At 62.0% G+C, this 18,814-nt stretch carries 11 protein-coding genes; 10 read left to right on the top strand and 1 reads right to left on the bottom strand.

Going from position 1 to position 18,814, the window contains the following annotated elements; genetic code table 11:
• The first annotated feature begins 23 nt into the window (after nucleotides 1-23).
• From LVE68_RS12105 to LVE68_RS12115, 3 genes are all read left to right on the top strand, one after another.
• A complete protein-coding gene (locus tag LVE68_RS12105) occupies nucleotides 24-2,168 on the top strand; it encodes a methyl-accepting chemotaxis protein (protein ID WP_232940663.1) in 2,145 nt (714 codons plus the stop codon).
• Nucleotides 2,169-2,237: 69 nt separating this feature from the next.
• Entirely contained in the window at nucleotides 2,238-8,375 is a 6,138-nt protein-coding gene (locus tag LVE68_RS12110; RefSeq protein ID WP_232940664.1) for a hybrid sensor histidine kinase/response regulator, read from the top strand.
• A gap of 34 nt (nucleotides 8,376-8,409) precedes the next feature.
• Nucleotides 8,410-8,892: a chemotaxis protein CheW gene (locus tag LVE68_RS12115; protein WP_232940665.1), complete on the top strand. Its 483-nt coding sequence runs from the start codon at nucleotides 8,410-8,412 to the stop codon at nucleotides 8,890-8,892.
• A gap of 108 nt (nucleotides 8,893-9,000) precedes the next feature.
• Here the strand turns inward: LVE68_RS12115 and LVE68_RS12120 are convergent, their stop codons facing one another.
• Nucleotides 9,001-11,685 carry a penicillin-binding protein 1A gene (locus tag LVE68_RS12120; protein WP_232940666.1) on the bottom strand — a complete coding sequence of 895 codons (2,685 nt, stop codon included), beginning with the start codon at nucleotides 11,683-11,685 and terminating at the stop codon, nucleotides 9,001-9,003.
• A 155-nt stretch (nucleotides 11,686-11,840) separates the two neighbouring features.
• Here LVE68_RS12120 and LVE68_RS12125 point away from each other — a divergent pair, with 155 nt between their 5' ends.
• The 7 genes from LVE68_RS12125 (at nucleotide 11,841) to aroB (ending at nucleotide 18,642) form a co-directional block, all read left to right on the top strand.
• Nucleotides 11,841-12,917: a pilus assembly protein PilM gene (locus LVE68_RS12125; protein ID WP_232940667.1), complete on the top strand. Its 1,077-nt coding sequence runs from the start codon at nucleotides 11,841-11,843 to the stop codon at nucleotides 12,915-12,917.
• A gap of 2 nt (nucleotides 12,918-12,919) precedes the next feature.
• Nucleotides 12,920-13,513, top strand: a complete 594-nt coding sequence (locus LVE68_RS12130; RefSeq protein WP_232940668.1) for a PilN domain-containing protein — start codon at nucleotides 12,920-12,922, stop codon at nucleotides 13,511-13,513.
• Between the two features lie 12 nt (nucleotides 13,514-13,525).
• Nucleotides 13,526-14,146, top strand: a complete 621-nt coding sequence (locus LVE68_RS12135; protein ID WP_232940669.1) for a type 4a pilus biogenesis protein PilO — start codon at nucleotides 13,526-13,528, stop codon at nucleotides 14,144-14,146.
• Nucleotides 14,143-14,673: a pilus assembly protein PilP gene (locus tag LVE68_RS12140; protein ID WP_232940670.1), complete on the top strand. Its 531-nt coding sequence runs from the start codon at nucleotides 14,143-14,145 to the stop codon at nucleotides 14,671-14,673. The genes LVE68_RS12135 and LVE68_RS12140 overlap by 4 nt, the downstream gene beginning before the upstream one ends.
• Entirely contained in the window at nucleotides 14,673-16,892 is a 2,220-nt protein-coding gene (gene pilQ, locus LVE68_RS12145; RefSeq protein ID WP_232940671.1) for a type IV pilus secretin PilQ, read from the top strand. Before LVE68_RS12140 ends, pilQ begins: the two co-directional genes overlap by 1 nt.
• Nucleotides 16,893-16,901: 9 nt before the next feature.
• The gene (aroK, locus tag LVE68_RS12150) at nucleotides 16,902-17,429 is read left to right on the top strand and encodes a shikimate kinase AroK (protein WP_255701182.1); all 528 of its coding nucleotides are present in this window, start codon (nucleotides 16,902-16,904) and stop codon (nucleotides 17,427-17,429) included.
• Nucleotides 17,430-17,556: 127 nt separating this feature from the next.
• The gene (gene aroB, locus LVE68_RS12155) at nucleotides 17,557-18,642 is read left to right on the top strand and encodes a 3-dehydroquinate synthase (protein WP_232940672.1); all 1,086 of its coding nucleotides are present in this window, start codon (nucleotides 17,557-17,559) and stop codon (nucleotides 18,640-18,642) included.
• The last annotated feature ends 172 nt before the right edge of the window (nucleotides 18,643-18,814 follow it).

Raw genomic sequence — 18,814 nt, forward strand, 5'->3', positions numbered from 1 at the left:
ACGGGGCCCGCCAGGAGTAAACTATGAAAACAGGCTCCCAGAGTTCCTTTTCCGCGCTACGCCGCAACCCGGCCGCGCTGTTCTTGGGTCTACTGGTGCTCGCCGCATTGGCGGGCCTGATCGTCAGTATCTTCCTGGTGCAGTCCCGGGGAGACCAGGACAAGCAATACCTCCAGCAGGTTGCCGAGCTGCGGGCCCTGGCCTACCAGGTGGTGACATACGCCCCCGCTGCCACCGCCGGTGACGAGCAGGCATTTGTCGAGCTGGAGAGTGTTATCGACGACATGACCAGTACCTGGAACCAGCTGCAGGGGGCCGATGAGTCCACCCGCGAGGTGCTGCGGAGTGAGCTGGCTGAGTATGGTGAGATCTGGCGCCAGGTGAGGGCCCAGGCGGACACCATCATTGACAACCGCGACACCATTATCTTCCTGAATGACGTTGCCAGTACCCTGAACGACTCGCTGCCGGAACTGCAGGCAGAGCACAACAACATTGTGGAAATCCTGCTGGCCAACAACGCCCCCGCGAACCAGGTGGAGCAGGCCCAGCTGCAGGTCTGGCGCGCCGAGCGTATCGGCCGGAACATCGACAAGATGCTGCAGGGTGGTGAGGATGCCGAGTCTGCTGCCGACCAGTTCAATACCGATGCCAGCCTGTTTGGTAAGGTGGTAGAGGGCATGAAAGGCGGTGACGTGGTGATGGGAATCTCCCGCGTAACCGACGAGGAGGCCCGCGAGTCGCTGGACGAAATCACCGAACTGTTTGAATTTGTGAGCTCCTCTGTACGGGAGATCTTCGAGGCCACCCCGGCACTGTTCGCGGCTCGCCAGGCGGCAGACGGTATCCTCGCCTCTTCCCCGCAGCTGCTCGAGTCCCTCAACACCCTTAACGACCGTATCGTTAACCTTTCCGCAGAGCGCCAGCCGAATAACCAGACCATCGCTATTCTTGCCGGTGTGTTCGTGCTGCTGATCTTCGGCATGATGGTTACCGCCTTCTCCGGCACCCGTCGCAGCCTGCGTGAAGAGTCCGAGACCAACGAGCGTAACCAGCAGGCCATTATGCAGCTGCTGGATGAGCTCGCCGACCTGGCCGATGGTGACCTTACCACCAGTGCCACGGTAACCGAGGCCTTTACCGGTGCGATTGCCGACTCCATCAACTACACGATTGACCAGCTGCGCGTACTGGTATCGCGAATCAACGGTACCGCCCAGGAAGTATCCGGCCTGTCCGAGGAGACGCAGCAGACTGCCCTCCACCTTGCGGAGGCCTCTGAGCACCAGGCCCAGGAAATTGCCGGTGCCTCTGCGGCCGTTAACGAAATGGCGGTAACGATTGACCAGGTATCCGCCAACGCCGCCGAGTCTGCCCAGGTAGCCGAGCGCTCGGTACAGATCGCCAGCAATGGTGCCAAGGTGGTACAGAACACCATCAAGGGCATGGACAATATCCGTGAGCAGATCCAGGACACCTCCAAGCGGATCAAGCGCCTGGGTGAATCCTCCCAGGAAATTGGCGATATCGTGAGCCTGATTAACGACATTGCCGACCAGACCAACATCCTCGCACTTAACGCCGCGATCCAGGCCTCTATGGCCGGCGACGCGGGTCGGGGCTTCGCGGTGGTAGCGGACGAAGTACAGCGTCTCGCCGAGCGCTCCGCCGGCGCCACCAAGCAGATTGAAGGCCTGGTAAAGGCGATTCAGTCCGACACCAACGAGGCGGTGACCTCGATGGAGCAGACCACCACCGAGGTGGTGCGCGGTGCGCGCCTGGCCCAGGACGCCGGTGTTGCCCTGGAGGAAATTGAGGGCGTATCCACCAACCTGGCGGCCCTGATCCAGAACATTTCCAACGCGGCACGACAGCAGGCCTCCTCTGCCGGCCATATCTCCAACACGATGAACGTGATTCAGGAGATTACCTCGCAGACTTCCGCGGGTACCCAGGCGACAGCCCAGTCCATTGGTAACCTGGCCAAAACCGCTACCGCCCTGCGTGAGTCCGTTGCCGGCTTCAAGCTGCCCGCCGAGGATACCGGTGTGGAGACCGGTGACGACCTCTACGATGTCGATCTGCCGGATGTGGGCGAGGATGATTTCCCGATGCTCGACGGCGAGGAAGACGACGCGACTGCCCGCGAGGATCGCGCCCTGGCCTGAAGCCCGGACGGGTAGCCCGTGCGCAAGCCGCGGGTACCCGGCGAAATACAGAATTATTGAGGACTTGGCGTGAGTCACGACAATCCGAATTTCCAGGCCCTTGACTGGCTGACCGGAGAGATCAACGAGACGCTGGCCCAGGCACGTCACGCCCTGGAGAGCTATGCGGCCGACAGCACGGAGCCCTCGCTCCTGCAGAATTGTCTCGAGCTGATCCACCAGGTCCACGGCAGCCTGCATATGGCAGAGCTGACCGGCGCTGCCATGCTGGCCGAGGAAATGGAACAGCTGATCCAGGCACTGGCGTCTGACGAGGTGGAGAATAGCGAGGAGACACGCGAATTCCTGATGCGTGCCCTGCTGGAGCTGCCGCTGTATCTGGACAAGGTCGCCTACCAGCGCCGCGATAATGCGGTGCTGTTACTCCCCCTGCTCAATGACCTGCGCGCGGTCCGCCGCGAGCGCCTGATTACCGAGGGCGGACTCTTTTCGCCCGAGCTGTCAGCGCTCGAGCGTGCCGCCGGTGCCCGCCAACCCCTGCTCTCAGACAAGGCCCGGCTGCAGGAGTTGGTGACCAAGTTACGCAAGATGTATCACGTTGCGGCGGCCGGTTTGATCCGGGACGTCAACAGTGGCGATAACCTGGCCTACCTGCAGAAAGTCACTGACAAAATGCTGCTGCTCTACAGCGGCAGTGTGCGCCAGCCACTCTGGCAGATCCTCGAGGGCCTGCTGGAGGCCATCGGTGAACACCGTATCACCGTGCAGCCGGCATTGCGCCAGCTGCTGCGGCGGATTGATGTGGAATTCCGCCTGTTGCAGGGCCGTGGCGGCCAGGTGCTGGATGCGCCCCTGGACCGCGGCCTGGTCCGCAACCTCCTGTTTTACGTCTACATGGCCGGGCCAAACGGCCCGCGCTGCCAGCAGCTGTACGACACTTTTGCCCTCGATCGGGCGGTGCCGGGAACACCACGGCCCGATACTGGCGAGGCGCTTGCCATGGGCCCCGAGGCCATGGGCACCGCCGTGGCCGCCCTGCGCGAAGAGTTGCAGAGTGTGCGCGAGGCTCTGGACCCCACCGTCGCTGCAGCCGAAACGGTTTCCCTCGCTGACACCGCTACGATCGCCCAGCGTATCGCCGATACCCTGGGGGTCCTGGGGCTGGAAAATCATCGCATACGCGCCCGCGGTATCTACGAAAGCCTGCGCGATGCGTCGCGCAGCGGGGATCCACAGGAACTCCTGTTGCAGGCCGCGGGTGAAGTGGTACAGCTGGATTCGGCACTGGCTGCGACAGTCAGCCGCCAGCACCAGGAGCATGCGGAACAGCCCCTGATGGGCGACGCCACCGACTCGGTACTGAGGGAGGCGCGCGCGGGCCTTGAGTCAGTAAAGGAATCGGTAGTCGAGTACATCGCCAGTCACTGGGATGTGCGGCACCTGGACAGGGTCCCGGAACGGCTGCAGGAAGTCGGCGGTGGTCTGGAGATGGTGGGTTACCGCCGCGCAGCGGACATTGTCTCTGCCTGCACCCGCTATATTTCCGAGCGCCTGATCGAGGCAGCCGAGCAGCCTGAATGGAAGCTGCTGGATACCCTGGCAGATGCCATTACCAGCGTCGAGTACTACCTCGAGCGGCGCGCGGACGGCATCGAGGATGCCGATATGCTGCTGGCCCTGGCGGAGGACAGCGTCACCGCCCTGGGCTTCCAGGTTAAGGGTGACAGTGCCGACGCAAGCGTATCGGAACTGCAGGACGACGCAGGGGTTGCCGCGGAAGCTGTGCCGGCGGTGGAAGAGCCCACCGCTCCTACAGCGGATTACTATGCGGACGAATCCCTCAGCGGGGACGCAGGTGCTGCGACAGAAATCCCGGTCGCGGAGGCAGGGCCGCCCTCGCCAGAGGAAGCGACAGAATTCCCGGCTGCCGATTTGCAGCAAGGCTCGGCTGAAGCGGAACCCCCGGCCGAGACCGCCGCATCCGCCTCGTTTGTCGATGACGACGATGAGAGCCTGATCGACGACGAAATCCTCGAGATTTTCCTGGAAGAGGCCGCCGAGGTCCTGGAAACAATCGGCGAGTACTTCCCCCGCTGGGCTGAAGATTTCAGCGACCACGATGCCCTGATCGAGTTTCGCCGGGGCTTCCACACCCTCAAGGGTTCTGGCCGCATGGTCGAGGCGCTGGATATCGGCGAACTGGCCTGGTCGGTTGAGAACATGCTCAACCGCGTGATCGATGAGACGGTCAAGCCGCAGCGTGGCCATGTCCACCTGATAGAGCATGTCTGCGCCAAGCTGCCATCGATGATCGAGGGCTTTCGCCTGCAGACCGGCGATCCGGAGCCCGAGCGTACCAGCCAGCTGCAGGAGTGGGCCGACCAGTTGTCCCGCGGCGAAGTCCCCGCAGGCCTGTCCGCCCCCGAAAAAGGTGCTGCGGTCCCGCAGGAGGACCAGCCTGCCGCAGAGCCCGTGCCTCCGGCGCCCGAGGATTCCGATTTTGATGACAATGCGCAGTTGTGGGAGATTTTTGCCCAGGAGACCGAGACGCATCTAGCCACCCTGGATGAGTACCTTGCTGCAATGCGCGAGGCCGCGCCGGTCTACGATGTGCCCTCGGATCCACTGCACCGCGCCCTTCACACCATGAAGGGGTCTGCCCATATGGCGGAAGTCACCCCGGTGGCAGAACTGGTCGCGCCGCTGGAGCGATTCGTGAAAGAGCTGCGCACTTACCAGGTGCGTATCGACGAGGACATTTACGAGCTGCTCGCGGATGGCGCCAGTTACGTGCGCATCGTGCTCGAGCAGATACGCGGCCAACAGCCGATCCACATCGAGAAGGCTGAACAGTTCCTCGCCCGCACCGAAGAGCTGCAGGAACGCTCCGTCGGTCACCTGATCCGCGAGCGCGAAGCGAGCGAACCGCGGGAGGTCGATCCGCACCTGCTGGCGGTCATCATGGCCGATGGCATGAAGGTCCTGCTGGATGCGGACGAGGTGCTGAACGCATGGCGGCGCACCCCGGAGAATACCGCGCAGCTGAAACCTGTGGCGGAAGAGTTGGAAGTGCTGGGTGAGGCCGCACGCCGTGCGCAGCTGCCAACCCTGGCAGAGCTGTCCCAGTTACTGCTGGAAGTTTACGTGCGCATCCTCGACGGACGGCTGGAGGGCGAACCGGCCCTGTGGTCGACGCTCGACCAGGGCCACAGCGAATTGCTCGACCTGGTGGATGCGGTGGCCGCGGCCCAGGACCTGCCGGACGTCAGCGATGCGGTGGGCGAGGCCCTGCGCTCACTGGCGCACGGTGAGAGCGTCAGCGAGGATGACGACTTTGATTGGGCTGAGCTTGGAATCGACCGGGCCGACCTGCCGTTAACCGGTGACAGCGAAACGGAAGCTGAACCGGCGGCCGGCAGTGATGATGCCGCAGGCAGCTCGGCCGGAAGCGACTGGGCCGGTCTGGGTATCGATAGCGGCGACCTGCCGACAACCCGGGGCGGTGAGCAGGAGTACGACCTGGCCGGGCAGGATGACTTCAGTGACCTGGGGCTCGACCCGGAACTCCTGGGCGAGTCCGGCAACGGGGATAAACCTGCTACAGCCGGTGAGGAGCAGCCTGCTGCGCCGGTTGTGGAGCCGTCCAGCACGGCGGCACCAGCCACTGGCAGTGACCAAACCGCGCACCTGAATGCCCTCCTGGCTGACATCGACCCGGATGTGGTGGATGTATTCATGGAGGAGGCCGGTGACCTGGTCGATGAACTGGAAGAGTTGATCCAGGGCTGGGAGGCCGATCCCGCGGACTACAGTCGTGCGGAAGCACTCAAACGCGTACTGCATACGTTCAAGGGCGGCGCACGCATGGCTGGCCTGATGGGGCTGGGTGAAGTGGCCCACCGTTTCGAAACCGTAATTGAGGCTATGCCTCCCCGCGAGCACCCAACCGGCGGTTTCTTCACCGATGCCCATGGCATCTATGATCGCATCGCTGCCGGTGTTGAGACCGTGCGCGCGTGGATGGGCGGTGATTCCCTGGAAGAGTTTGCCCTCCTGCTCGAAACTGCCTGGGCCGACAGCCAGGTGGCCGATCTGCTGCAGGTGGCGGAGATCATCGAGGAAGACGGGGTAAGCCCGGTCGAAGCCGGCCAGCCGGAAGGCGATAGCCAGGCTGCCGACGACGACGGAGCGGTTGAACCGGAGCAGGAAAAGGACGAGCAGCAGGTGCCGGCATTGCTGGGTGCTGTGGAAGTGGGTCCGGCCCCGGCCACTACGGTCGAGTCGGCTGCCAATGTGCTGCCGTTTGTACGTAAGAAAGACAGCCTGAAGGACAGCGACCAGCGCTCCGGAAACCGCGGGCAGCCGCAGGAAATGGTGCGGGTCGCGGCGGAGCTACTTGAGGAACTGGTGAACCTGGCGGGGGAAACCTCAATCTCCCGCAGCCGCCTTGAGGAGCAGGTGAGTGAGTTCGGTTTTGCGCTGGACGAGATGGATTCGACCATCACGCGCCTGAACGAACAGCTGCGCCGCCTGGATATGGAAACCGAGGCGCAGATCCTGTTCCGCCAGGAGCAGCTCGCCGAGCAGGATGACAACTTCGACCCGCTGGAAATGGACCGCTACTCATCCATCCAGCAGCTGTCGCGCTCTCTGCTGGAGTCCACCTCGGACTTGCTGGAGTTGCGCAACACCCTGGGCAACAAGGCCCGTGATACCGAAACGTTGTTGCTGCAGCAGTCCCGTGTAAACACCGAGTTGCAGGAAGGCCTCATGCGCAGCCGCATGGTGCCTTTCTCACGCCTGGTGCCGCGCCTGCGCCGTATCGTACGGCAGGTCAGCGCTGAGCTGGGCAAGCAGGTCGACCTGGTCTTCTCCAACGTAGAGGGGGAGCTGGACCGTTCCATGCTCGAGCGTATGGTGGCACCGCTGGAGCATATGCTCCGCAATGCGGTGGACCACGGGATTGAGTCGCCGGAATTGCGCGCGGAATCTGGCAAGCCCGAGCGCGGTCGGATCACTGTCGCACTGGAGCGCGAGGGCAGTGAGGTGGTGCTCACCATCAGCGATGATGGTGCCGGTATCAACCTGATGAAAGTGCGTGAGAAGGCGATCGAGCGCGGCCTGATGCGTGCCGATGCGGAGCTTTCGAACAACGAGATCCTGCAATTCATTCTCAAGGCGGGCTTCAGCACCGCCGACCAGGTGACGCAGATTTCCGGTCGCGGCGTGGGTATGGATGTGGTGTCCGCCGAGATCAAGCAGATCGGTGGCGCCGTGCATATTGAGTCGCAATACGGCACCGGCACCAGCTTCACTGTGCGTCTGCCCTTTACCGTGTCGGTCAACCGGGCACTGATGGTGAGTGTGGGGGATGATGTTTTCGCCCTGCCGCTTAATACCATTGAGGGTATCGTGCGCCTCAGCCCCTACGAGCTGGAGCACTACTACAAATCCCCGGATGCCCGTTTCGAGTATGCCGGTGAACCCTACCAGGTGAATTACTTCGGTACCCTGTTGCAATCCGAGGCGCGGCCCAAGCTGGGACTCGATGAATCCCAGCTGCCAGTGTTGCTGGTGCGCTCCGAAGGGCATGCAATGGCATTGCAGGTGGATGCCGTGCTGGGCAGTCGCGAGATCGTGGTAAAAAGCCTGGGGCCCCAGTTCGCCGCGGTGCAGGGGGTCTCCGGGGCCACTGTAACCGGTGACGGTACCGTGGTAGTGATTCTTGATGCCCACGCGCTGTTGCGCCAGCAGGCCGCCCTGCTGGCACGTCCCCCGGAGCCGACCCTGGCGCTGGCGCCGCGGGTGAGGCAGGAAGCGGAACAGGCACAACAGCGGGTCATGGTGGTGGATGACTCGGTTACCGTGCGCAAGGTCACCACGCGCTTCCTGGAGCGTGAGGGTTACCTGGTGAATACCGCCAAGGACGGTCAGGACGCCGTGATCCAGCTGCAGGATATCCAGCCCGATGTCATCCTGCTGGACATCGAGATGCCGCGGATGGATGGTTTTGAGGTGGCGCGCCATATTCGCGGTAACAGCCTCCTGCGCGACATCCCCATCATTATGATCACATCGCGGACCGGCCAGAAGCACCGTGAGCATGCGCTCTCCCTGGGGGTAAACCACTACCTGGGCAAGCCCTACCAGGAAGAGGTGCTGCTGGAGGCAATCCGCGAGTACACCGCAGAGACGGCCGGCCAGTGACGGGGACAGAGACGATCGTGAGAGAGGTGGGTGTATGAGTGGAACAGAAGCGCTCTCGCTGGAGACGCCCCAGGAGGTCAGCAGCCTGTTGCTGCCCCTGGCGGATGGCCAGCTGCTGGTGCCGGTGGATATCCTGTCCGAGGTAATTGCCCTGCAGGCGCCGGTATCGGCTTACGATGCGCCGGACTGGTACCTGGGCGAGATCAACTGGCGTGAGCAGCGGTTGCCAGTGCTGTCTTTCGAGGTAATGCGCGGCCAGTCACTGTCATCCATGGACGACAGCGGTCGCATTGCCGTGCTGGCCACCGGTAACCCCGCCGGACGCCTGCCGTTTTTCGCCATGGTGCTGCGCGGCACGCCGCGCCTGGTACGGGTTACGCCTGACCAGTTGATGGGGCGGGACCGTCCCTGCGCCATGGGTGAGTTGATGCATGTTTCCCTGGCAGGCGAAGAGGCGGTGATCCCGGACTTTACTGCCCTCGAGCGCGCCTGCCTCGAGTACCGGAGCCGTAACTAGCCTTACTCCTCACCGGTACCATCCAATAAAAAACGGGGCCAGCTGGCCCCGTTTTTTATTGGCAGGATAGAGCCCCTGATCGGGGCTGCGACTGCGATTCCGGCCCGATCAGAACAGTTCCTCGGGCAGGGACTCCTCTTCTTCTTCATTGTCACCGGCACTGTTACCGGAAGAGGGGTAGCCGGGCCGGTAGGAACTGTAGGACTCGTGTCCGGGCACGCGGTTCTCACGGAAGACCTCGAACATGCCGCCACGGGAGGTGCGCAGTCCGGTGCGCGGGTTGATGCGCACAGTAACGATATTGTCCGGCTGTGGCAGGTGGCGTTCCGGCAGGCCCTCGAGAGCGGTTGACATGAAGTCGATCCAGATTGGCAGGGCGGCGGAGCCACCGTACTCGTTCTTGCCGAGTTCAGTATTGGAGTCGAAGCCCACCCAGGCGCTGGTGGCCAGGTGCGGGCTGTAGCCGGAGAACCAGGCGTCGCGCGGGCCGTTGGTGGTACCTGTCTTGCCGGCAATATCGCCGCGCTTCATGGAGAGTGCCTTGCGGCCGGTGCCGCGCTTGACCACGTCCTTGAGCATGGAGTCGATGATAAACGCCGTTTCCTCGGTCATGGCGCGCGGGGCGCGCGGCAGAGCCTGGGCGGTGGGATCGGCATTGAGCGGATTAACCTGCAGCGTGCGCAGCTCGATCGGCTCCTCCTCCGGCAGCACCTCTTCGTCCTGCACCTCGGCCAGGTCGATGGGCTCCGCCGCCAGTCCTCCTTCCCCCGGTTCTTCGGCCAGGTCCCCAGGCTCGTCGCAATCGCGACAGACTGTCAGCGGCAGTGCCTGGTATATGGTTTCACCATTGACGTCCATCACCCGGTCGACCAGGTAGGGCTCTACCCGGAAGCCGCCGTTGGCAAAGGCCGCGTAGCCGCGCACCATCTCCAGCGGCGTGAGCGCCGAGCTGCCCAGGGCGATGGTGAGGTTGCGGGCCAGCTTGCTGCGCTCGAAGCCGAAGTTCTCGGCGAAATCCAGGGCATAGTCGATGCCGAGCGCCTGCAGGAGGCGGATCGACACCATGTTGCGGGACCGGTACAGGGCCTTGCGCAGGCGGGTGGGGCCGAGGAAGGTGCCGGTATCGTTCTCGGGACGCCAGACATCCTGCAGGTTGGTCTCCTCGAAGATGATTGGCGCGTCATTAATCATGCTGGCGGCGGTGTAGCCCTTCTCCAGAGCCGCTGCGTAGATGAATGGCTTGAAACTGGAGCCCGGCTGCCGCGCTGCCTGGGTGGCACGGTTGAAGTGGCTCTGGCGGAAGTCGTAACCACCAACCAGCGCGCGGATGGCGCCATCCTCCGGGGCCAGCGAGACCAGGGTGCCCTGGGCCGCAGGTACCTGGGCGAGGTGCCACTCGACACGTACCTCCGGCTCCTCCAGCACTGCCGCCGGCTCGCCGGGATCCGCAAAGGGATCGGCTACCGGCTGGCGGTCATCGGCATCAGTAAGCTCCTCGGTCGCGTCGACGGCTACCGCCTCCTGGTCCCGGGGGTCGATTTCCACGCGACGCAGCCGGATCACGTCTCCCGGTGCGAACATCTCCTCTGCCGATTCAATGCGGGCGCCGCGGGCATTTTCGGAAATGTAGGGCCGGATGCTGCTCAGGCCATTTTCCCAGAGCACCTCTACCACACTGCGATCGCGCAGCTGTACCTGCAGGCGCTTGGGTTCTACGGCGGTGACCACTGCCGGCTCCAGCCCGCCGAGGACCGGAATTTCATTGAGCAGGTCGACCATCTGGTCGTTGTCATCCAGTAGCTCTTTCTCCAGGCGCTGCTCGGGGCCGCGGTACCCGTGCCGGCTGTCATAGGACTCGAGGCCTTTCTGCAGCGCGTCCTGGGCCGCCTCCTGCAGGCGGCTGTTGACGGTAGTGATGACCTGGTAGCCCTCGGTGTAGGCGCTGTCCCCGAACAGGTCGACGGCCTCCTTGCGGGCCATCTCGGCAATATAGGGGGCGTGCAGGTCGAGGTCGCGGCCGTGATAGCGGGCGGATACGGGCGCGGTGATGGAGTTCTTGTATTCCGCCTGGCTGATATAGCCCAGGTCGAGCATCCGCTTCAGGATCCAGTTGCGGCGCACCAGCGCCCGGGTTGGATTGGCAATCGGGTTGTAGGTCGACGGTGCCTTGGGCAAGCCGGCCATCATCGCCCACTGCGCCAGGCTCAGGTCACTGATCTCACGACCATAGTAAACCTGTGCTGCGGCCTGGAAGCCGTAGGCACGGTTGCCGAGGAAAATCTTGTTGATATAGAGCGTGAGGATCTGGTCTTTGCTCAGCTCGCGCTCGATCTGCAGTGAGAGCAGGATTTCATTGAACTTGCGCAGGAAGCGCTGCTCCCGGCTGAGGAAGAAATTGCGGGCGACCTGCATGGTCAGGGTGCTGCCACCGGACTGAATGGAGCCCGTTTGCAGGATTTGTGAGGCAGCTCTCATTAGGCCTTTAATGGAAACGCCCTTATGGGAGTAGAATCCCGCATCCTCTGCCGCCAGCACCGCCTTGATAAACATCTCCGGGGTTTGCTCGATCGTTATCGGAGTTCGGCGCTTTTCGCCGAACTCTCCGATCAACTTCATATCCTGGGAGTAAACGCGCAGGGGAGTCTGCAGGCGAATATCGCGCAGGCTCTCAATCGAGGGCAGCCCGGGCTTCAGGTAGATATAAATGCTGGAAAACGCCATGCTGGCGGCAGCGACCCCGGCAAGGGCGAGCCAGAGCAACGATAGCAGACGGTTGCGGGCTTTTTCGGTCATGAAAGTACTTCTGTTCAGTCTGTTCAGGTCTTAACCGGGTCAGATTAACAATTATACGAAGATTGTGCGCTATTACCTATGAAAATGCTGGTTGCAGCTTTAATTTAAAGTGCTATAACATCAAACCCTCATAACCCACGGAAAAGATAAGAAAAATGGGGATGCTCCCTTTTCTCAATAAAGGTCCCAGAGCCATGCTGGGCCTCGATATTAGCTCGACCGCGGTAAAGTTGCTGGAGCTGAGTCGCAACGGCAGCAAATACCGGGTCGAATGCTATGCAGTCGAGCCGCTGCCGCCCAATGCCGTTGTGGATAAGAATATCAACGATATCGAGGCAACGGCGGAAGCAATCCGCAAAGTTGTGCGTCGCTCCAAGACCCGCCTGCGCCGTGCCGCGGTTGCCGTGTCGGGCTCGGCAGTGATTACCAAGACCCTGGAAATGGCCTCCGACCTCAATGACGACGCACTGGAAGCGCAGATCGCCCTGGAGGCGGACCAGTATATCCCCTACCCGCTGGATGAGGTGAACCTGGATTTTGAAGTGCAGGGTCCTTCCAGTCGCGGTGAGGGCCAGGTAGAGGTCCTGCTGGCGGCCTGTCGCAGCGAGAATATCGACCAGCGGGTCACCTCCCTGGCGGGGGCCGACCTGCAGGCAGCCGTGGTGGACGTAGAGGCCTACGCAATCGAGCGCGCCTATACCCTGCTGGAGCGCCAGTTCCCGCCGCAGGAGCAACTGGTGGTGGCGGTCGTGGATATCGGCGCCACCATGAGTGCGCTGTCGGTACTTGTTGATGGTAAGACTGTATACACGCGCGAGCAGCTGTTCGGCGGCCGCCAGCTTACCGATGAGATTCAGCGCCGCTACGGCCTGTCCGCGGAAGAGGCAGGGCTGGCCAAGCGCCAGGGCGGCAGCGGCCTGCCCGATGACTATTACCCGGAGGTGCTGGAGCCGTTCCGGGACGCGGTGATCCAGCAGGTGACCCGCTCCCTGCAGTTTTTCTATTCCTCTACGTCATACAGTGACGTGGATTACATCCTGCTCGCCGGTGGCGTGGGGGCGATGGACGGGCTGGCCGACCTGGTCAGTGAGAAGCTGGGCAAGCCCACGGTCGTGGCCAATCCTTTTCACGATATGGCAGTGGCCTCGCGGGTTAACCGCCAGGCGCTGGCGAGCGAGGCCCCCTCACTGATGATTGCAGCCGGCCTGGCAATGCGCGAACGGGAGTTCTAACCATGGCAAATATCAACCTGTTGCCCTGGCGCCAGGAATACCGCGAGCAGAAACAGAAAGAATTCTCCCAGGTGCTGGTGGCAGTAGTCCTGGCTGCCGGTGTGGCGTCCTTCCTGTGGATGAAGGCTGTCGATGGACAGATCGACAACCAGAACGAGCGCAACCAGATACTGCAGGCCGAGATCAACGTGCTGAACAAGCAGGTCCGCGAAATCAAGGACCTGAAAAAGCGACGCCAGGAATTGATCGACCGCATGCGGGTTATCCAGGAGTTACAGGGTAATCGCCCGCTGTCAGTGCGTTATTTCGATGAGATGGTCCGCGCTACGCCAGAGGGGCTGTGGCTGGACAGCCTCAAGCGCAGTGGCAAAACCATCCAGGTCGCCGGCGTGGCCGAGTCCAACAACCGGGTGTCCTCTTTTATGCGCAACCTGGACGGCTCGGACTGGTATCAATCGCCCAACCTGACGGGGGTCACCGCCCGTCCCGAATTTGGCGAGCAGGCCAGCGCTTTCCAGCTGACCGTGGACGTGACCGGGCGCAAAAAAGACGGCGAAGAGTCGGAAGAAGAACAGAACGCGCAAGCGGGTAAATAAAGGAACCGGTTCATGGCATTGGAGGATACGCTCAAGCAGCTCAACGAGCTCGATATCAGTGATATCGATTTTTCCCGCGTGGGTGTCTGGCCAGTGGCTGGTCGCGTGGCACTGCTCACTCTTGTGTCGGCCCTGATCGTCGGGTTGGCTTACTACTTCCTTATCAGTGACCGCTACCAGCAGCTGGAGTTCGCGCAGAAAAAAGAAAAAGAGCTGTTTGTCGAGTTTGAGAAGAAATCATTTGAGGCCGCCAACCTGGACGCCTATCGGGAGCAGTTGGCCGAGATGGAGGAGACCTTTGGCGCATTGCTGCAGCAGCTACCCAAGGATACCGAGGTTCCTGGCCTGCTGGAGGATATCGACGAATTTGGCCGCGGCAGTGGCCTCACCATCCAGAAAATTGCGCTGGAGCAGGAGCAGGTGGGCGAATTCTATGTCGAGCTGCCGATCCGCATTGAGGTGCAGGGTGGCTACCACGAGTTTGGCGCCTTTGTGAGTGGTATCGCCGGGATGCCGCGGATCGTGACACTGCACGATTTCACCATTCAAACCAGCAAGGATGGTGGTGCCCTGCTCAATATGGCCATCAATGCCAAGACCTACCGCTACAAAGAGCAGGAGGGTGAAGGATGAGCAGGCATTGGATCCCATTGCTGGGCCTGATGGTCCTCTCCGGTTGCAGCCTGGATGGCGGGCACAGTGATCTGCGGCAGAAAATGACCGAGATCAAGCACAAGCCCAAGGGCCAGATTGAGCCCATCCCGACGTTTACCCCTTACAGCCCATATGTCTACAGTGCCGCGGCTGAGCGCAGCCCCTTCGCGCGCCCGGTACTGGAGTCAGACCAGCGCCTGGTGGGCCGGCGGCTCGATGTGGCCCCGGACTCGGATCGCCAGAAAGAGTTGCTCGAGCAGTTCAACTTCGACGCGCTGTCAATGGTCGGTACGCTTGCCCGTGGCGGGCAGTTGTGGGCACTGATCGACGACGGTGATGGGGGGATTCACCGGATCACCGTGGGTAATTATGTCGGCAAGAACCACGGCAAGGTGGTCAATGCCTCGAAATCACAAGTGGATGTACTGGAGATCGTGCCCGATGGCACCGGGGGCTGGATTGAACGGCCCCGCGCTCTGACTTTGGAAGAGAAGGACAACAACTAATGAACAACAAGCAGCTCGCCAAGGTTTTGGCTCCATTCAAGGCGCTGTTGCTGGGACTGGCGCTGTTTCCGCTTGCGCTTCATGCTCAGACGAACCAGTTGACTGACATCCAGTTCTCGGAACTGCCGGGCAGCCGCTTACAGCTGCGTCTATCGTTTTCGGACACCCCACCCGAACCCACAGGCTACACCATTGAGGAACCCGCGCGAATCGTGATGGATTTCGCCGGGGTCGAGAGTGTCCTGCCACAGAAGAAATACTCCCTCGGTGTGGGGGCGGCACGCAGTGCCGTGGTGGTTTCCAGTGATGACCGCACCCGCCTGATCGTCAATCTCGATGAGCTGCCGGTGTATACCAGCGAACGCCAGGGCAACCAGGTGGTGATGGAAATCGGCGCCGACTCCGCTGCCACCGCCAGCGCGACTTCGGCGCCGGCTGCCGCAGCGAGCACAGGCTCCAGTGGTGCCATTGACCTGGGCGGCCAGCAGCGTTTCCGGGCGGCATCCAATGTGGCGATCAACAATGTGGATTTCCGTCGCGGTGAAAGCGGCGAGGGCAAGGTGATCGTCAGCCTGAGCGACCCGGCGGTCAATATTGATGTGGAGCGCACCCGGGGCAAGATCTACCTGACGTTCCTGGGCGCCGACCTGCCGGACTCCCTGCGCCAGCGACTGGATGTCACTGACTTCGCCACGCCGGTCAATGCAATTACCGTGGATTACGATGGCCGCAATACGGTCATAACCGTGGATCCCAACGAATCCGACTACGACTACCTGGCCTACCAGGCGGACAACGAGTATGTGCTGAGCGTGAAGCCGCTGACGGTGGCCCAGCAGCGTGAGAAAGCCCAGGAGTTCCAGTTCAGCGGGGAGAAGCTGTCGCTGAACTTCCAGGATATCGAGGTGCGGTCGGTATTGCAGCTGATCGCGGACTTCACCGACCTGAACCTGGTGGCCAGTGATACCGTGTCGGGCCGCATTACGCTGCGCCTGGACGGCGTGCCCTGGGACCAGGCGCTGGAGCTGATCCTGCGCGCCAAGGGCCTGGACAAGCGCCAGGAGGGGAATGTGATCATGGTGGCGCCGGCGGCAGAGATCGCCGAGCGCGAGCGCCAGGAGCTGGAAACCCGCAAGCAATTGCAGGAGCTGGCGCCGCTGCGCACCGAGTATATCCAGGTGCGCTATGCGGATGCGCGGGAACTGTTTTCCCTGTTCTCCGGCCGCGGTGCCGGTCAGGGTGGCGGGGACCGGGGTAACTTTGCCGGTGGCCAGCAGGATTCAAGCGACCAGCGCAGTATCCTCTCCGCCCGCGGCAGTGCGATCGTCGACGAGCGCACCAACACTATTATCCTCACCGATACCGAGGAGAAGATTGCCCAGTTCCGCGAGCTGATCGAGGCCATCGATGTGCCCATTCGCCAGGTGATGATCGAGGCGCGCATCGTCAATGCCAATACCGACTTTATGCGCGAGTTCGGTGTGCGCTGGGACTATACCGAGGATCACGACATTAGCGACGACACGATTGGCATCGGTTCCGGGCGCCAGGCTTCGGGAATTCGTGACGGTGATGGTTCCGGTCCGGATGTCAACGCGCCCCAGGCCGCATTCAGCCCGGTTATTTCCGACCTGAGTGTGACCAACCCGGCGGGCAGTATTGCCTATGCCATCCTGAAGGAAGACTTCTTCCTGGGCCTGGAGCTGTCCGCTCTCGAGGATGTGGGTAAAGCGGAGATCGTCTCCCAGCCCAAGGTGGTGACCGGTGACAAGCAGCAGGCCAGCATCCAGTCCGGTGTGGAAATCCCCTACCTCGAGGCCACTTCCTCCGGTGCCGCCTCGGTAACTTTCCGCGAAGCGGTGCTGGAACTGAACGTGACGCCGCAGATTACGCCGGACAACAATATCATCATGGACCTGACCATCGACCAGAACAGTGTCGGCGAGCTGTTCACCGATATTGTCAGTGGCAGCCAGATCCCCGCCATCAACATCAACTCGCTGCAGACCAAGGTGCTGGTGCGAAACGGTGAGACCATTGTGCTGGGTGGCATCTTCGAGAGCCAGGTGCTGGAAGGGGAAACCAAAATCCCGCTGCTGGGTGATATCCCTTACCTCGGTCACCTGTTCAAGACCACAACGCGTAGCAATGACAAGCGTGAGCTGCTGATGTTTATCACTCCGCGCATCATGGAAGACGATCTCTTCTTCACGAAGTAAATTCCGGTGATCAACCGTGCTATCTTTCTTGTCGGCCCCATGGGGGCCGGCAAGTCAACTATCGGCAAACTACTGGCGGCGGAGCTGCAACTTCCCTTCGCCGATTCTGACCGGGTGCTGGAAGAGCGCACCGGGGCGGATATTCCATGGATCTTCGACGTCGAGGGCGAGGAGGGGTTTCGCCGTCGGGAGACCGATGTGCTGCGGGACCTGTGCCGTGGCCCGGTGCAAGTTGTCGCCACCGGAGGCGGTATTGTGCTGGCGGAAGAGAACCGGCGCCAGTTGCGAAAACACGGGCTGGTGGTCTACCTGCAGGCGAGCCTCGACCAGTTACTCGAGCGCACTTCCAAGAACAGCAACCGTCCACTGCTACAGGTACCGGATCCCCGGGCCCGCATCGAGGAACTGTTGCGCGAGCGCGATCCGCTGTACCGCGAGGTCGCCGATATTATCTGCGATACCGATTACTGTACGCCGCGGCAGGCAGCGTTAAGGGTTGCCGCCCGCCTGACCTCGTCGGTTTCCCCGGCCGACTGAGCGGGGCCGGACCCGCCAATTTCCTTTCCAACGGTTGTGATAAAGTGCGGTTCGTCGCAACCAGCAGGCGCTGGCCTGTTGTCTGATTCCCGCTATGGGCCATTGCCATCGCCAACCGGAGGGCGCAATGCACGAATTGAATGTCGAACTCGGGGAGCGCAGCTATCCCATCCTTATCGGATCCGGGTTGTTGAGTGAAAAGCGTTACCTCGCTCCCTATATCCGTGGCCGCCAGGTATGTGTCGTCACCAACGAAACAGTGGCGCCGCTCTATCTGGAAAAGTTACTGGATGGCCTGCCGGAATGCGACCTGCTGGACACGATTGAGTTGCCCGACGGCGAGGCCTTCAAGACCCTGGAAACCCTGAACCGTATCTTCGACCGCCTGCTCGAGCGGCGCCATAACCGCAGCACGACCCTGGTGGCGCTGGGTGGCGGCGTGGTGGGGGATATGACCGGCTTTGCGGCCGCGTGCTACCAGCGAGGCGTGGATTTTATCCAGGTACCGACCACCCTGTTGGCCCAGGTGGACTCCTCTGTGGGCGGCAAGACCGGGGTCAACCACGCACTGGGCAAGAACATGATCGGCGCCTTCTACCAGCCGCGCCTGGTGCTGGCGGATATGGATACCCTGGCCAGCCTGCCGCCGCGGGAACTCGCCGCCGGAATTGCCGAGGTGATCAAGTACGGCATGATCTGTGATGCGCCATTCTTCGACTGGCTCGAGCAAAATATGGCGCAGCTGCTCGCCCGCGATCCTGCAGCGCTGGCGTTTGCGGTCGAACGCAGTTGCCGTGCCAAGGCGGCAGTGGTGGCGGAAGACGAGCGGGAATCCGGTCGCCGGGCGATCCTCAATTTTGGCCATACCTTCGGTCACGCCATTGAGACGGTGCAGGGGTACGGCAGCTGGCTGCATGGCGAGGCAGTCGCTGCGGGTATGGTGATGGCTGCGGAGCTCTCCCGGTTGCGCGGTGAGGTTGAGCCGGAAGTGGTCGACCGGCTGCGCCGCCTGCTCGATCAGGCGCAGCTGCCAACCAGGGCGCCGGAGGCCATGTCTGTCAGTCAGTTCCTCGATGCGATGGCAGTGGACAAGAAGGTGATCGATGGCCAGCTGCGGCTGGTTTTACTGCGCAATCTCGGCGAGGCGCATGTCGTTGCGGGCACCTCCCGTGAACTGCTGGTCGAGGCGTTGCAAACCTGCGGGGCGCTATGACAGCAGGCGCCCCAAAGCCGGGCAACTGAGGACTATTTAACAAAAGCCTATACTGAAAGAAGATAAGTCGGTTTTTGCCTCTCTGAGCAGAAGATAAGACTGCCAATTCTTGCAATTTCAGGAGGGCGCAAGTAATATTGCGCGCCCTTTGGAAAAAGCGGCCGAGAAAAAG

Origin of the sequence: Microbulbifer sp. YPW16 (assembly GCF_021290385.1) — a bacterium.
GTDB classification, from domain to species: domain Bacteria; phylum Pseudomonadota; class Gammaproteobacteria; order Pseudomonadales; family Cellvibrionaceae; genus Microbulbifer; species Microbulbifer zhoushanensis.